The 14,811-nt window shown below is 64.8% G+C and carries 13 protein-coding genes and 2 pseudogenes; 8 read left to right on the plus strand and 7 right to left on the minus strand.

The features are described from left to right. Positions 1-159: 159 nt before the first annotated feature. Together IVB18_RS47650 and IVB18_RS47655 are read left to right on the plus strand one after the other, a co-directional pair. Positions 160-786 carry a hypothetical protein gene (locus IVB18_RS47650; protein ID WP_247986946.1) on the plus strand — a complete coding sequence of 209 codons (627 nt, stop codon included), beginning with the start codon at positions 160-162 and terminating at the stop codon, positions 784-786. Positions 787-1,040: 254 nt separating this feature from the next. Further along, on the plus strand, positions 1,041-2,081 hold the full coding sequence (locus tag IVB18_RS47655; RefSeq protein WP_247986947.1) for an IS110 family transposase: 1,041 nt from the start codon (positions 1,041-1,043) through the stop codon (positions 2,079-2,081). Between the two features lie 303 nt (positions 2,082-2,384). Here the strand turns inward: IVB18_RS47655 and IVB18_RS47660 are convergent, their stop codons facing one another. Then, positions 2,385-2,588, minus strand: coding sequence for a hypothetical protein (locus tag IVB18_RS47660; protein ID WP_346732605.1), 204 nt, complete (start codon positions 2,586-2,588; stop codon positions 2,385-2,387). Positions 2,589-2,683: 95 nt separating this feature from the next. Then, a pseudogene (locus IVB18_RS47665) lies at positions 2,684-2,983 on the minus strand (2-dehydropantoate 2-reductase N-terminal domain-containing protein); the annotation flags it as partial. Positions 2,984-3,127: 144 nt separating this feature from the next. Between IVB18_RS47665 and IVB18_RS47670 the strand changes: the two are divergent. Together IVB18_RS47670 and IVB18_RS47675 are read left to right on the plus strand one after the other, a co-directional pair. Further along, positions 3,128-3,721: a YidB family protein gene (locus IVB18_RS47670; RefSeq protein WP_247986949.1), complete on the plus strand. Its 594-nt coding sequence runs from the start codon at positions 3,128-3,130 to the stop codon at positions 3,719-3,721. A gap of 28 nt (positions 3,722-3,749) precedes the next feature. Beyond that, on the plus strand, positions 3,750-4,022 hold the full coding sequence (locus IVB18_RS47675) for a GlsB/YeaQ/YmgE family stress response membrane protein (protein WP_247986950.1): 273 nt from the start codon (positions 3,750-3,752) through the stop codon (positions 4,020-4,022). 149 nt (positions 4,023-4,171) lie between these two features. Here the strand turns inward: IVB18_RS47675 and IVB18_RS47680 are convergent, their stop codons facing one another. Then, a complete protein-coding gene (locus tag IVB18_RS47680; RefSeq protein WP_247986951.1) occupies positions 4,172-4,957 on the minus strand; it encodes an SDR family NAD(P)-dependent oxidoreductase in 786 nt (261 codons plus the stop codon). A 246-nt stretch (positions 4,958-5,203) separates the two neighbouring features. Between IVB18_RS47680 and IVB18_RS47685 the strand changes: the two genes are divergently transcribed. Genes IVB18_RS47685 through IVB18_RS47695 form a run of 3 tightly spaced genes read left to right on the plus strand, consistent with a single transcriptional unit; the run spans position 5,204 to position 8,281 of the window. Continuing rightward, complete coding sequence (locus tag IVB18_RS47685) at positions 5,204-6,268, plus strand: acyl-CoA dehydrogenase family protein (protein WP_247986952.1); 1,065 nt, start codon at positions 5,204-5,206, stop codon at positions 6,266-6,268. Between the two features lie 16 nt (positions 6,269-6,284). Beyond that, complete coding sequence (locus IVB18_RS47690; protein WP_247986953.1) at positions 6,285-7,445, plus strand: acyl-CoA dehydrogenase family protein; 1,161 nt, start codon at positions 6,285-6,287, stop codon at positions 7,443-7,445. A gap of 17 nt (positions 7,446-7,462) precedes the next feature. Then, positions 7,463-8,281, plus strand: a complete 819-nt coding sequence (locus IVB18_RS47695; RefSeq protein WP_247986954.1) for an enoyl-CoA hydratase/isomerase family protein — start codon at positions 7,463-7,465, stop codon at positions 8,279-8,281. Positions 8,282-8,471: 190 nt separating this feature from the next. Here IVB18_RS47695 and IVB18_RS47700 read toward each other — a convergent pair whose 3' ends face one another. From IVB18_RS47700 to IVB18_RS47715, 4 genes are all read right to left on the minus strand, one after another. Beyond that, positions 8,472-10,586 carry an acetate--CoA ligase family protein gene (locus tag IVB18_RS47700; RefSeq protein ID WP_247986955.1) on the minus strand — a complete coding sequence of 705 codons (2,115 nt, stop codon included), beginning with the start codon at positions 10,584-10,586 and terminating at the stop codon, positions 8,472-8,474. A gap of 241 nt (positions 10,587-10,827) precedes the next feature. Then, a complete protein-coding gene (locus IVB18_RS47705; protein ID WP_247986956.1) occupies positions 10,828-11,592 on the minus strand; it encodes a hypothetical protein in 765 nt (254 codons plus the stop codon). A 2-nt stretch (positions 11,593-11,594) separates the two neighbouring features. Continuing rightward, positions 11,595-12,386, minus strand: a complete 792-nt coding sequence (locus IVB18_RS47710; RefSeq protein WP_247986957.1) for an enoyl-CoA hydratase — start codon at positions 12,384-12,386, stop codon at positions 11,595-11,597. A gap of 130 nt (positions 12,387-12,516) precedes the next feature. Then, positions 12,517-13,722 carry an ABC transporter substrate-binding protein gene (locus IVB18_RS47715; RefSeq protein WP_247986958.1) on the minus strand — a complete coding sequence of 402 codons (1,206 nt, stop codon included), beginning with the start codon at positions 13,720-13,722 and terminating at the stop codon, positions 12,517-12,519. Positions 13,723-13,893: 171 nt separating this feature from the next. On the opposite strand from IVB18_RS47715, the pseudogene IVB18_RS47720 reads away from it, so the two are divergent. Beyond that, positions 13,894-14,765, plus strand: a pseudogene (locus IVB18_RS47720) (thermonuclease family protein). Positions 14,766-14,811: the final 46 nt, after the last annotated feature.

Here is a 14,811-nt window from a genome sequence, read left to right on the forward strand (position 1 = left end):
CCGGCCCCGCGCTGTGACTCCCGAGCCACGTCAAGCAAAAAATGTCAGCAGCACAGACACGAAATTGACGGGTTCCACGGGTGACAAGCCGGCGATAAAGGGGCAAAAATTCGTCCCGACTCAGTCCGGGTTGAGTTTTGCAAGGAATGCTCTCGTAGAATGTCGTCCGTGTTTGCATCGCGTCGTGCGGCGCTGCTTCTCGTTGCCGCAGCAGGATTTTTTCTGCTGGCGCCATCGCATGCCCACGCCCAATGGTGGAAGCGCGCGCCGGTCGATTTCGAAGGATGCGCCGACACCGCCGAGAAAGCCGCGACCAAGGCCGAGAAGACGGCCGCGCTTGCCGAATGTAACGCAAAGTTCGCCGGCCGCCGCAAAGCAGGCGGCGGCTACACTTATTACGACTTCCTCCAGGACCGTACCTTCGACATCGCCGGGCCCAATCCGACGCCGGAGGAGCAGAAGAAGATCGACGAATCCTACACCGCCTATCTCGCCAACCAGCGCCGCAGCAACCTGGCGGCGGAAGCTGCCGCGCGTCAGCAGCGCGAGCAGCAGGAGCAACAGCTCCAGCAGGTGGCGCTGCGCAGCGAAGTGGAACGCGTGCCCGTCCCGGTCGAGCGGCCGAAAGTCCAGCAAGCCGTGGCCGGCGATGCGCGGCCGCGACCAAAGGGCGCGCCCTGCGCCAAGGGCTCGTTCTCCTGCGAATGGCCGCGGCTCTCGGAAAGCTTGAACGATCTGAAGAAGCTGTTCAACCCGACACCGAGCAAGCCGGCGAAGAAGAGCTGAGCTGCGAGCTCGTCATTCCTTCGCGCTCACGACGCCAGCGAAGGCTGAATGACGTGATTGCCATTCCGCCGCCACACCCACAGCTTCGTCCCGGCGGAGGCCGGGACCCATTACCCCAGGGCGTAATTGTGGCGCGAGACTGGTCACCACGAGTCTTCGCCAAACCCAATCCTGTGGCTGATGGGGTGGACGGCCCCCTACGGCATCAGTGTGCCAGAATGAGGTTGTTGCAATCTCAGACAAGGGAGCCGTCCGTGACGAAGATTATCCGCATTGGAATGGATACGTCGAAGTATATTTTTGTGCTGCATGGGGTTGATGAGGATGAGCGGCCTGTGCTGCGCAAGAAACTTTCGCGCAAGCAGGTGCTCGAGTTCTTCGCCAAGTTGCCGCCGACCGTGATCGGGATGGAGGCCTGCGGGGCTTCGCAACATTGGGCGCGAGAGCTTCGCCAGCTCGGCCACGAGGTGAAGCTGATGGCGCCGCAACTGGTGAAGCCCTACGTGTCGCGGAACAAGAACGACGGACGGGACGCGGAAGGGCTGTGCGAGGCGATGAGCCGACCGACCATGCGGTTCGTGCCGGTGAAGAGCGCCGAGCAGCAAGCCGCATTGATGCTGACGGGCATCCGCGACGGGCTGATCGCCCGGCGCACTCAGTTGACCAATACGATCCGCGGCCATGCGGCGGAGTTTGGCCTGATTGCGCCCAAGGGGCTGGACAAGATCGAGCCGTTGCTGGCGCAGATTGCGCAGGACGAGACGCTTCCTGTCCTGGCGCGCGAGCTGTTTGTCGTGCTGGGCCGCGAATGCGCTAAGCTCGAGAGCGAGCTGGAGGCGATCGAAGCCAGGCTGATGGCCTGGCACCGTGGCGATGCCATGGGCCGGCGTCTGGCGCAGATCCCCTCGGTCGGCCCGATCGTTGCCACCGCGCTGGTGATGAAGACGCCGGATCCGCGGGCGTTCCGCTCCGGTCGTCACTTTGCGGCCTGGCTCGGCCTCACGCCCAAGGACCACTCCACCGCTGGCAAGACCAGGCTCGGCAAGATCACCCGGGCGGGCGACGAGGATCTGAGACGGCTGCTCGTGATCGGGGCCACGGCGGTGATCCAGCAGGCCCGGCGAGGCCGCGGCCATCACTCGCGCTGGCTGTTGGCACTGATCCAGCGCAAGCCGCCGAAGCTTGCAGCCGTAGCGCTCGCCAACAAGGTGGCCCGCATCGCCTGGAAGCTGATGATCAGCGGCGAGAGTTACGACGCGGCACGGTTGAATGCCGCCGCGGTAGTCACCGCCTAACAGATTGGCCGGCCGGCGGTCGTTCGCCAGCCGACCCGGAAGCTGCAGGAGCAGATGGAGCGATCGATCGAGCAACGATGCGAGACATTCCGTGGGACCCATTGGCCGCCAGCAGGTCGCCGGGTTGTTTGGAACCCGCATCGCGCAAACCATCTTGGCCAGCGATCTAATCCATCGCACTCAACAGGCCGGACATATGGATGCAAGCGATCCGATCTCTCAAAAAGCTCTTGTGCCACGGGGGCCGTCCACATATGGGTCCCGGCCTTCGCCGGACGACGGCTGACGATGCGGGCCTGCACGTCAGTTCGCGTGCTTCTTCTTGCTGCGCTTGGGTGTGGCCACCGGCGGATTCGCCGGCGCTGTTGTCGTCGGTGAATTGCTCAACGCCGACCGGCTCTCCTTCAAGCGCGCTTCATAGCCGGGAGAGTTCGTGACGGTCGGCGGCCTCGCCTGAGCAAACGTGGAGGCGCCGAAGAGGGCGGCCAGTGCGACCCCGATCGTCAAACAACGTTTCATCGCACTTCTCCCGTCGGCCGGCGTGAGCTCATGCAGCGCCGCGGATCTGTTGCGGCGTTAGCCGCGGCGGGCCCTTGCCCGCCCGGCGCATGCTGCGCAATCTGATCCGCGACATCAGCGGTGTCGGCACTCTTCACCGTGACCAGCACGATGCCGGCGCTGTGGAAGATCGCGGGATCCTCCGACAGCGCGAGCCGGCCGGCACTGAGCTTCTTCTCGGACCCGTCGAAATCGGTGAGCCGCAGGCCGAACCGCTCGATCTCGGTCTTCACCCGCGGCCGCGCCAGGAGCGCGACGCGGCGACCGCCGGCCGCAAGCATCCCGCCGACAAGACAGCCAATGGCACCCGCGCCGGCCACCACGATCGGTCGATCCGTATCCACCTGACCTTGCTCCCTGAATGACCGGCCCTCGATAGCAGAGGGGACGCCTGCTGCCCATCGCGCGGTTGCAGCGCAATCGCCTTGTAACCGTCATGAGAGCCTCATATGTTTTCGAAAGGGGCTTGTTACCGGCAGGAGAACGCCATGGGTTTGCTCGACGTCCTCAACGGCATGCAGAACGGCCCGCGCGGCCCAAGCGCGCCGAGTTCACAATCCTCATCCAGCGGCGGCATGTCACCCATGACCATGGCGATCCTTGGCCTGCTCGCCTGGAAAGCATTCAAGCATTTGACCGGCAACCAATCCGGCAGTGCCCCGCAGCCGTCCCCGACACCGACGCACCTCCCCCCGCCGGTGAATGCGGGCGCCGGCGGCACGCTTGGCGGAGGCGGCGGCCTCGGTGACCTGCTCAAGGGCGGCCTCGGCGGCCTGCTCGCGGGCGGCGCGGCCGGCAGCGTGCTCAGCGGCGGGCTCGGCGATCTCCTCAACCAGCTCCAGCAGGGCGGCCATGGCGAGACCGCGAATACCTGGGTCGGCAAGGGCGAGAACAAGGCGATCGCGCCCGGCGATCTCGCCAACGCGCTCGGCGCCGACCAGATCGAGAGCCTGTCGGCCCAGAGCGGCCTGTCGCGCGACGAGCTGCTCTCCGGCCTCAGCCAGTATCTGCCGCAGGTGATCGACCATCTGACGCCGGACGGACGGCTGCCGACCGAGACCGAGATCTCGGGCAGAGTCTGATTTTAGTCAAACCGAGGGGAGCACTGACATGAGCATGGGCGGCCTGTTGTGGATCATCGTCGTCGGCTTCGTCGCCGGCCTCATCGCGCGCTGGCTGGCGCCGGGACCGAACAACCCGAGCGGTTTCATCCTCACCACGATCCTCGGCGTCGCCGGCGCATTTCTCGCGACCTTCATCGGCCAGGCCATCGGCCACTACAGCCCCGACCAGGGCGCGGGATTCATCATGGCCACCATCGGCGCCGTGGTGGTGCTGTTCATCTGGCACCGGCTGGTCGCGAGCGGCGTGATCAAGGGGTGACAATCTAACGGCCATCGAGGGAGGTCACCACCTCCCCAATCGTCATGCCCGGGCTTGTCCCGGGCATCCACGTTCTTTAACCGCGCGGCAACACGTGGATGGCCGGGTCAAGCCCGGCCATGACGTGGAGGGAGTGTGCCGGGCAATCGTCACGTAATCAAATGCATTCCGGCGTCCATCCGCACGATCTCGCCAGTCATGTTGCTGGATGCCGGCATCGCCAGGAAGCAGACGAGCTGCGCGATATCGTCCGCGGTTGATGCGACCTTCAGCGGCACCTTCGCCACCACGCTGTCGCGCACCTGCTTTGCACCTGCTTCGCCCCGGCCCTTGGTGAACCAGGGCGTATCGATGTAGCCGGGACACACCGTGTTGACGCGGATCAGCGGCGCCAGCGCACGCGACAGCGACAGTGTCATGGTGTTGAGCGCGCCCTTGCTCGCCGCATACGCAATCGACGAGCCGACGCCGCTGATGCCGGCGACCGACGACACATTGACCACGGCTGAGGGCCGCCCCGACGCCTTCGCACCGGCCTCCAGCAGGCTGCGCGCTGCGCGCACCATCTGGAACGGGCCAATCGTGTTGACGCCATACAAGCGCTGAAAATCTTCCGCCGACAATCCATCGAGGTCGGCATGGGCGACATGCTTGGTGGTGCCGGCGTTGTTGACGAGCACGTCGAGCCGGCCCCAGCCGGCGGCGGCCGCAGCGATCCGGCGGCAGTCCTCGTCGCGCGAGACGTCGCCCTGCGCGACCAGAACTTCTGCGGCTCCGGCCTTGCGGCAGGCCTCAGCGGTAGCCTCGGCCTCCTTCTGGCTTGAGGAATAGTTGATGACGAGCCGCGCCCCGCTCCGCGCGAGAATTTCCGCGGTCGCCGCGCCCAGGCCGGATGCTGACCCCGTCACGATTGCGCACAAGCTGTCGTTTGCCATCCGGATTTCCTTCCCCAGTGTTGAGTTTCGGCGCCCTGTTTAGCGAGTTTGCCGCGCCCTGCAAATCGAGCAAACTCCGCTAAGCGGAATTAATGCTGGTCGATCCTCTGCCCATGCCGGCGCCGCAGATGGACCTGCGGTCAACGCTTGTCAGGACCATGGCTTTTTCCGATCATCGGGCGCAAGAAGAGACCGCGCGCCGGCCCAACGGGCGGGATGCGCCAATGGTAAAACACGGGGAACGCTGTGGCGGAGAGTGACAATATCGTCGTCGAGACCGCGGAAAAAATCTTCGCAGATCTCGCCGACCCGCAGACCATCAACAACGATAAAAAGGATTCGTGGCAGGCGCCGCTGTGGCAGGCGCTGAACGAGGCCGGGCTGCCGTTGTCCTGGGTGCCTGATGATCTCGGTGGCTCCGGCGCGAGCCTTGCCGACGGCTTTGCACTTCTGAACGCCGCCGGCCGCTTCGCCGTCGCGGTTCCCCTGGCCGAGACCATGCTGGCGGGCTGGCTGCTGGCGCAAGCGAAGATCGCCTCACCCGGGGGCGAGATGACGGTGCTGCCGGCGAGCCCGAAGGACCGCATCACGCTCGCCGCTGACGGCTCGCTCTCAGGCCGCGCCCGCGGCGTGCCGTTTGCGAAAGCGGCGAAGCATTTTGCAGTGCTGGTGCATGGCAAGGATGGCGTCTCGATCGCGCTGGTCGACGCAACCAAGGCGCGGACCGAAGCCGGACTCAATGTCGGCTACGACCACAGCGATACGGTCACACTGGACAAGGTCCAGCCCATCACCATCAAGTCCGCACCGAAGGGCTTTGACCAGACCACCATGATGCTGATGGGTGGCGTCGCACGCAGCCTTCAGATCGCGGGCGCGCTGGAAGCGATGCTCGACATCTCCGTGCGCTATTCCAACGAACGCGTCGCCTTCGAGAAGAAGATCTCGAAATTCCAGGCGGTGCAGCACAACCTGGCGCGCCTTGCCGGCGAATCCGCCGCGGCGCTTGCGGCCGCGACCTCGGCCGCCGACGCGATCGCGAATGCAAAAGGCTTCGACGACGAAGTTTACCTCGAAGCAGCCTCGGCAAAGATCCGCTGCGCGGAAGCTGCGGAAAAAGGCGGCGCCATCGCGCATCAGGTGCACGGCGCGATCGGCTTCACCATGGAGCACATCCTGCACCGCTATTCGCTGCGCGCGTTGGCCTGGCGCGACGATTTCGGTTCGGAGAGCCACTGGGCCGTCGAGCTCGGCAAGCTGGTTGCCAGCCGTGGCGCCGACGAATTGTGGCCGCTCGTGGCTGCGCGCTGATCGGGAGACGAGACCTATGACCGCTGCCCTCCGTTTCGATCCGATCCGCCTGCCGGAAGAATGCGAGCAATTGCGCAAGGAAGTGCGCGCGTTCCTCGCCGAGGAAATCGCCGCCGGCACCTTCGATCCGCACAAGCCCAACCGCGAAGACACCGACGCGCCGGAATTTTCCCGCCGGGTCGGCGCCAAGGGCTGGCTGGGGATGACCTGGCCGAAGAAGTATGGTGGCCAGGAGCGCTCCTTCCTCGAACGCTATGTGGTGACCGAGGAGATGCGTGTGGCCAACGCGCCGACGCGGCGCTTCTTCGTCGCCGACCGCCAGAGCGGACCGGTGCTTCTGAAGTACGCCCCTGAAAACATCAAGATGGACATCCTGCCGCGGATTTGCCGCGGCGAGGTCTGCTTTGCCATCGGCATGAGCGAGCCGAACTCCGGCTCGGACCTGTTCGCCGCGAAGACCCGCGCGACCAAGACCGACGGCGGTTATCTCATCAACGGCACCAAGATCTGGACGTCGTCGGCGCATATCGCCGACTACATGATCGCGATCTTCCGCACGTCGCCGCCGACCAAGGAGAACCGCCGTCACGGCCTGACGCAGTTCCTGGTCAAGATGAAGCAGCCGGGCATTCAGGTGAATCCGATCGGCCAGATCACCGGCCAGTACGAGTTCAACGAGGTCGTCTTCACCGACTTCTTCGTCCCCGATGATCATGTTCTGGGCGAGGTCGACGGCGCCTGGAAGCAGGCAACGAGCGAGCTCGCCTACGAGCGCTCGGGGCCCGAGCGCTTCCTCGAGACCTATTACGTGCTGACCGAGCTCGTCCGCGCGGTCGGCCCCAATCCGGATACGCGCAGCGCCGAAGGCATTGGCCGCCTCGTCGCGCAACTCCACACCATGCGGCGGATGTCAGTTTCGGTTGCCGGCATGTTGCAGGCGGGCAAGGAGCCGGTGGTCGAAGCCTCCATCGTCAAGGACATCGGCACGATCTGGGAGCAGCAGCTTCCGCACCGCGTGCGCGATCTCGCGGCCTTCGTCGAGGAGACCGCGACCAATCGCGAGACGCTGGAGCGGCAGCTCGACTTCGCCATCAAGACCGCACCGAAACTCACCATCCAGGGCGGCACCACCGAGGTGCTGCGCGGCATCATCGCGCGCGGGCTGGGCTTGCGCTAATCATTCGAGGGATCATCATGAGCATCTACAAGGATATCGGCGTCGAGAAGGTCGGGCATGTCGGCACCATCGAGATCCGCCGCCCGCCGCTCAACTTCTTCGACATTTCGTTGATCAACCAGATCGCCGACGCGCTCGACGAGTTCGACCGCGACATCGAGATCCGTGCCTCCGTGCTGTCCGCGCAAGGCAAGGCGTTCTGCGCCGGCGCCAATTTCGGCGACCCGGCGCGGCAGGCGCAGGAAGCGCGCGAGGCCGAGAAGACGGCAAAGGGCGATCCGGCCGACAGCCTCGGCGCAATCAACCATCTCTATATTCAGGCGGTGCGCATCTTCCGCGCCAAGAAGCCGATCGTTGCCGCCGTGCAAGGCGCGGCCATTGGCGGCGGTCTGGGTCTCGCCGTGTCCGCAGATTTCCGCGTCACCTGTCCCGAAGCGCGCTTCTCGGCCAACTTCACCAAGCTCGGCTTCCATCCCGGCTTCGGCCTGACCGTGACGCTGCCCGAGCTGATCGGCAAGAACAACGCCGAGCTGATGTTCTACACCAGCCGCCGCGTCACCGGCGAAGAGGCCGTCAAATGGGGTCTCGCCAATGAGCTGGTGCCGCAGGACCAGGTAAAGTCGGCCGCGATGAAGCTCGCCGGCGAGATCGCCGAATGCTCCCCGCTCGGCCTCGTCTCCACCCGCGCCACGATGCGCGCCGGCCTCGCCGACCGCGTGATGGCCGCGACCAACCACGAGCTTGAGGAGCAGACCAGGCTGCGCGCGACGGAGGATTTCAAGGAAGGCGTGAAGGCCACGGAAGAGCGGCGGGTGGCGAATTTCAGGGGGCGATGAGCGCGGCCTTACTCGTCGCATTGGTTCGCCGCCGCCACATTCTCCGCTGTCGTCCCGGCGAAGGCCGGGACCCATACCCCCAGGGAGAAGTTGCTCAGCGCGAGGCTGGTAACCACGAGCCTTCGCCAAACCACTGCCTGTGGTTATGGGTCGCGGCCTTCGCCGGGACGACGGTGGTGTGTGTGGCGTACTACCTTCGCCCCACCACCAGCGCGTCGACGATCGTCACGCCCTGCCCCTCCGGGTGCACCAGCACCGGGTTGAGCTCGATCTCCGCGATCTCCCCCGCATGCCGCGCGGCGAGCACGGAGATGTCGGCGAGTAACTGCGACACTGCCGCGACATCCGCCTTCGCCGCCCCGCGAAAGCCGTTCAATAGCGGCGCGGCTTTCAAACTCATCAGCATCGTTCCCGCCTCCTCCGCACTCACCGGCGCCGGGCGGTAGACGACGTCGCGGAACAGCTCCGTGGTGATGCCGCCAAGGCCCACCATCACCATCGGACCGAACGTCCCGTCCGTCATCGTGCCGATGATGATCTCGACGCCCCGCTTCGCCATCGGGCCAACCAGCACACCCTGGATTGCCGCCTCAGGCCGATGCTTGCGCGCATTGGTGAGCAAGGCCTCGAACGCCAGAAATACCTCGCCCTTTGTCGTGATGTTGACGCGCACGCCGCCGACCTCGCTCTTGTGCGCGATATCCGGAGACTGGATTTTCATGACCAGCGGAAAGCCGACGCGGGCGACCGCCTCATCGAGGCTCGCCTTGTCCTTCACCAGCACTTCGTCCGGCAGCGCAATGCCCGCGGCGCGGAGCAGCGCCTTGCTGTCGGCTTCCGAGAGAACCGGCGATTTCAGATGCGCCGAGAGATCGCGCGCCGGCGGCTGCGCCTCGTCCGCGGCCTTCGGCAGCTTGAAGCCGGCGTAGTCGACGAGCTGGCGCATCGCGACGCCGACATGGGAGAGGCCCGACAGCACGACGACGCCGGATTTTGCAAGCTCGTGGCGCGCGAACTCCGAGGGCACCGTATAGGAATAGAACACCACCGGCTTGTGCTGCGCCGCCAGTACCGGATTCAGCTCGGCCTCGTTGAAAGGCTTGCGTACCTCGCTCGACAGCGACAGCACGACCAGGATCGCATCGACCTCGTCGGAGGCGGTGAGCAGATCGACGCTCTTCTGAAGACCGCCCGAGGTCACCCCCTGCGCGGTGACGTCGATCGGGTTGCGCGCGCTGCCGTAGGACGGCATCAGCGACATGATCTCGGCCTGGATTTTTTCGGAGAGCTCCGGCACCTGCAAGCCGCGCTGCGCCACCGCATCCGCGCCCCAGATGCCGGCGCCGCCGGAAACGGTGACCACGGCGACGCGATCACCCTTCGGCAACGGATTGCTCGCGAGCACCGCGGCGATCGTCAAAGCTTCGTCGAGATCGTTGGAGATGATAAAACCGTACTTTGCGAACACCGCATCATAGGCCGCCGACCATCCGGCCATGCTCGCGGTGTGCGACGCCGCCGCGCGTTCGCCGGCGCCGGAGCGGCCGACTTTGGTGACGATGATGGGCTTCTTCAGCTCGGCGGCCCGCCGCGCGGCGGCGAGAAATTTTTCGACGTCGCGGATGCCTTCGATGAACAACAGAATGACGTCGGTCGAAGCATCCTGCACCATGTAGTCGAGAAACTCGCCGGCACCGAGATCGGATTCATTGCCGGCGCTGACGACATAGCTCACGGCGACGCCGAGCGCCTTGGCGCGATGATAGTAGGCAAAGCCGATGCCTCCACTCTGCGCAACGATGCCGACCCGCTTTGTCGTGGCCACGAGCGGCACCACGCCAGGCTTGACGTCCACGGCGGGACTGAACGTCGCCGCCACGCGCTGCACCCAGCTGAAAAAGCCCTCGGCGTTCGGACCGGAGATCCGCATCCCCGTACGCTTTGCCAGCGCCGCGATCGCATCCTGCATCGCCGCGCTGTCGCCGCCCTCCTCCGCAAAGCCGGAGGAGATGATCACGGCGTTCTTCACGCCGGCGACGGCGCATTGCTCGAGTGCTGGAAGCACCGCGCGCGCCGGAATGATGATGATCGCGAGATCGACGGGCGCACCGATCTCTGCGATCGATTTGTAGCAGGTGAGCCCGTCGAGATCGGCGTAGTTCGGGTTCACCGGATAGATCTTTCCGGGATACTCGTTCTTGCGCAGCATCGACAACAGCCGCCCCGGGATCTTCTCGTGATCGCGCGAGGCGCCGATCAGCGCGATGCTCGCGGGCGCGAAGAAGGTGTCGAGCGGATGCGGCATGTGATTATTCCTTATTATCGTTCCCGCTTGCTCAGCCTCTCACCGTCATGGCCGGGCTTGTCCCGGCCATCCACGCCTTGTCTCTTGCTCCGTCATTCCGGGATGGTCCGAAGGACCAGACCTCGAATCTCGAGATTCCGGGCTCGCCCTTCGGGCGCCCCGGAATGACGTCGTGGAGCAAGAACGTGGATGCCCGGGACAAGCCCGGGCATGACAACCCAACAAGCAATGTGCCGGCCGCTCAAGCGGCGAGCCGGAACGTCACCCCGCCCAGCAGAAACTCATTACCCGCAACCGCATGGCCGTTCGCCTTCGCGGCATGCAGCACGGTCGCCACATCGGCGACCCGAAACTCCAGCGCACTCATGATTTCGCTGCTGCCCTTGGCAAAGCGGAAGATGGCATTTGGCAGCTTCAGTTCGGTAACACCGTCACCGGCGTTACCAGGCGCAACCCCGATGATCTTCCCCCAATGCTCCGCCAGCCCTTGCGGATCCGGGCTCTGCATCTCCACGCCCGTCAGCGCCTGCGTCACATCCTTGCGGATGAACTTTTGCCAGTCAGGACCGGCCGGTGGATACGGTCCCAGAATGTCGTCGCTGCCTTCGGTGTGATTGAACTCGATGAAGGCGGCGCGGCAGTCGCGGGGGTGGAGCTGCACGCCGTGATAGGGGGCGTGGTCGATCACGTTAGCGGTGCGCACGCCCATGGCATTGGCATTCCTGCCGCGCTCATCGGGATCATTGCAGCAGAAGATCGCCATGTAGCCGCCGCGGCCCCCGGTCTTCTCGATGAAGCGGCCGGCCGTGGTACCGCTCTGGAACGGCGCCACGACTTCCAGCAGAATCGTGTCGACCGGGAGCAGTGCGTTCTCCAGGCCGTATTTTGCGACATTGCCGTCGCGATAGCAGACCGCTAGCCCCATGATCTCGGCGATATCCGAGATCACCGGCGCGAGCTGCGGCGCTACCAGGCAGATTTGCCGCAGCCGCATATAGGGCGCCATCGTCATACGCCCTTGAACGTCGGCTTGCGCTTCTCGACAAAGGCTTTTGCGGCCTCCTTGTGATCCTCGGTGTCGCCGCAGCGGGTGTGGTGGATCGCCTCGCCATCGAAGCAATCTTCCAGCGCCAGATGCTCGGCATTATTGATGTTGCGCTTGATGAAGCCGAGCGCGATCGATGGGCCCTGCGCCAGCGACAGCGCGAGCTCGTGTGCGGCTGCATCGATCTCGGCGTCGGGAACGACCCTGGTCACCATGCCGATCGCATGCGCCTCTTTCGCCGTGAGCACCGGCGAGGTCAGATAGAGCTCGCGCGCCCGCGCGCTACCGAGCAGCTGGGTCAGGAAATAGGTGCCGCCATAGTCGCCGGAGAAGCCGACTTTGGCGAAGGCCGTCGTAATCTTGCAGGATTCGCTGGCGACGCGCAGATCGCACGACAGCGCCATCGAGAGGCCGGCGCCGGCCGCGGCACCGTCGAGCTGCGCCACCACGGGTTTCGGCATCTGGTGCAGGATGCGCGAGACTTCCATGCCGCGGCGGAGGTTTGCAAGCTTGGTCTCGAACGGCAGCGGCGCGCGGCCCTCCGCCATCGACTTGACGTCACCACCGACGCAGAAGGAGCCACCCGCGCCCTTGAACAGTACCGCGCGCACCTCCGGATCGTCAGCCGCGCGCCGCGCCGCCTCGACCAGCCCGCGCACCATGTCCGGGTTCAGCGCATTCTTGCGCTCGGGACGGTTCATGGTGATGGTGAGCAGCCCGCCTTCGAGCTTTTGCAGGACCATGTCGTTGCTCATGGGTGGTCTCCCTTGTTGTTGTTTTGCTCCGTCATTCCGGGGCGCCGCGAAAGCGGCGAATCCGGAACCTCGAGATCCCGGGTTCGCGCTTCGCGAGCCCCGGGATGACGTCGTGGCTTACGCCACGCCGTCACTTCTTCACCAGCGGGCAGCGCGACTGCTCCAGTGACTGAAACGCCTCGTTGCCGGACACGGTGGCGAGCAGCTTGTAATCGTCCCAGCGGCCCTTGGACTCCGACGGCTTCTTCACCTCGAACAGATACATGTCGTGCAACATGCGGCCGTCCTCGCGGATCTTGCCATCCTTGGCGAAGAAATCGTTGATCGGCGTTTCCTTCATCACTTTCATCACCGCCGCGGAGTCCGTCGTGCCGGCCGCCTTCACGGCCTTCAGGTAATGCGTGACGGAGGAGTAGACGCCGGCCTGCGCCGAGGTCGGCGGCCGCTTCATGCGCTCGGTGAAGCGCTTCGAGAATGCGCGCGTGTCATCGTTGAGGTCCCAGTAGAAAGCTTCCGCGAGCAGCAGGCCCTGCGCCGTCTCCAGCCCGATCGAGTCGATATCGGTGACGAAGGCGAGCAGCGGCGAGATTTTCTGGCCGCCCTTGGTGATGCCGAACTCGGCCGACTGCTTGATGGCGTTGACGGTGTCACCGCCGGCATTGGCAAGCCCGATCACCTTGGCCTTGGAGGCCTGGGCCTGGAGCAGGAAGGACGAAAAATCCGACGTGTTGAGGGGATGGCGGACATTGCCCAGCACCTTGCCGCCGGTCTTGGTGACGACGTTGCTGGTGTCCTTCTCCAGATCCTGGCCGAAGGCGTAGTCGGCGGTCAGGAAGAACCAGGTGTCGAGGCCCGACTTCACGGCCGCAAGGCCGGTCACATTGGCCTGGCCGAACGTGTCGAACACGTAGTGCACGGTGTAGGGACCGCAGGCCTCGTTGGTGAGGCGGATCGAGCCGGGGCCGTTGAAGATGATGATCTTGTTGCGCGCCTTGGCGATCTCGCCAGCGGCAAGCGCGGTCGCGGAGGCCGCGACGTCGTAGATCATCTCGACGCCCTGATTGTCGAGCATGTCGCGCGCGATGTTGGCGGAGAGGTCGGCCTTGTTGAGATGGTCGGCCGCCAGCACCTGGATCTTGCGTCCCAGCACCTCGCCGCCAAAGTCCTCCACCGCCATCTTGGCCGCGGTCTCGCTGCCTGCGCCGGTGATGTCGGCATACAGGCTCGACATGTCGAGGATGCCGCCGATCTTGAGCGGCGGCTTGTCCTGGGCCTGCGCTGCGCTTGCGCTCAGAGCTAAAGCAGCGGCAAAAATGCCCGACAAAATTCTCTCCATTGAAAAAGACCTCCCTTATCGCGCCGTACTCTGATGGCGGCTTGGTTATTGCTGTTGCCGCAATCATGCCGCATGCGCGAGAGCGCAGCAAGCGCGAGGGAAGGTGCAAATGCGCGATCGGCATGCACGTTTTCCGCAAAGCGGAATGGCGCCTATAAGCCGCACCTCGTCATGCTGTCATTGCACGCGACCGCCGTGAAGTTGTCTTCGCCGCCAGCCCCGTTTGGGTTAAGAGTCGAGCGTAACGCGCAATCTCTCCGGGCAACGTGACGCGCTCATTCACCTTCATCGCAGCAGCAGCACTCCTCATCGCGTCGCACGGCGCCGTACTCGCTGCGGCCTGCCAGTTCGAATCCCAAGGCGAGGGTCACGTCGCAGCCGTCGTCGATACACGCAGCGTGCGCCTCGACGACGGCCGCGAAATCCGTCTTACCGGCATAGAGCCGACGGCGACAACGAAGCAGGCGCTGACCTCGCTGCTCATCGGCCGCGATGTGATATTGCGCGGCACCAACGACACGCCCGATCGCTACGGCCGCCAAGGCGCGCTCTTGTTCGCCGGTGAGACTGATACCTCCGTGCAGGCCATGCTGCTCGCCCAGGGCGACGCAATCGTCTCCGCCGAGATCGCGGACAAGGACTGCGCGGCCGCCCTGATGGCGGCGGAGGCCGAGGCGCGGCGCCAAAAAAAGGGCAACTGGGCTGACCCGTCGGCCATAAAAAACGCGGAAAGTCCGGACGATATTTTGACCGGGATTGGGCGTTTCGTGGTGGTCGAGGGTAAAGTCCTGTCGGTCCGGCAAGCTGGGGCAACGACTTATCTCAACTTCGGACGGAACTGGACACGCGGCTTTGCCGTGACTATTTCAAGGCGCATATTGCCGGCGTTCGAAAGCGCTGGGATTGCCCTTAAGTCCTTGGAAAATCGACGCGTTCGAATCCGGGGCTGGGTTGAGGGAACGACGGGGCCGCGTATCGATGTGCTCCGGGTGGGACAGGTCGAGTTGCTGGGCGCAAACGAGCCGACAGGGGTAAGGCCTTAAAGGCCAGGCACGGGTTAAGCGACGTGAATGGGGTGCTAGAACGGCA

It is taken from the genome of Bradyrhizobium sp. 186, from assembly GCF_023101685.1.
Classification (GTDB): domain Bacteria; phylum Pseudomonadota; class Alphaproteobacteria; order Rhizobiales; family Xanthobacteraceae; genus Bradyrhizobium.

Bases quoted from the DNA above. Each gene is read 5' to 3' on its own strand.
- IVB18_RS47705 (WP_247986956.1), bottom strand. From the start codon at position 11,592: ATGGCGCCCTATATGCGGCTGCGGCAAATCTGCCTGGTAGCGCCGCAG.
- IVB18_RS47670 (WP_247986949.1), top strand. From the start codon at position 3,128: ATGGGTTTGCTCGACGTCCTCAACGGCATGCAGAACGGCCCGCGCGGC.
- IVB18_RS47675 (WP_247986950.1), top strand. From the start codon at position 3,750: ATGAGCATGGGCGGCCTGTTGTGGATCATCGTCGTCGGCTTCGTCGCC.
- IVB18_RS47700 (WP_247986955.1), bottom strand. From the start codon at position 10,586: ATGCCGCATCCGCTCGACACCTTCTTCGCGCCCGCGAGCATCGCGCTG.
- IVB18_RS47715 (WP_247986958.1), bottom strand. From the start codon at position 13,722: ATGGAGAGAATTTTGTCGGGCATTTTTGCCGCTGCTTTAGCTCTGAGC.
- IVB18_RS47680 (WP_247986951.1), bottom strand. From the start codon at position 4,957: ATGGCAAACGACAGCTTGTGCGCAATCGTGACGGGGTCAGCATCCGGC.
- IVB18_RS47695 (WP_247986954.1), top strand. From the start codon at position 7,463: ATGAGCATCTACAAGGATATCGGCGTCGAGAAGGTCGGGCATGTCGGC.
- IVB18_RS47690 (WP_247986953.1), top strand. From the start codon at position 6,285: ATGACCGCTGCCCTCCGTTTCGATCCGATCCGCCTGCCGGAAGAATGC.
- IVB18_RS47710 (WP_247986957.1), bottom strand. From the start codon at position 12,386: ATGAGCAACGACATGGTCCTGCAAAAGCTCGAAGGCGGGCTGCTCACC.
- IVB18_RS47650 (WP_247986946.1), top strand. From the start codon at position 160: ATGTCGTCCGTGTTTGCATCGCGTCGTGCGGCGCTGCTTCTCGTTGCC.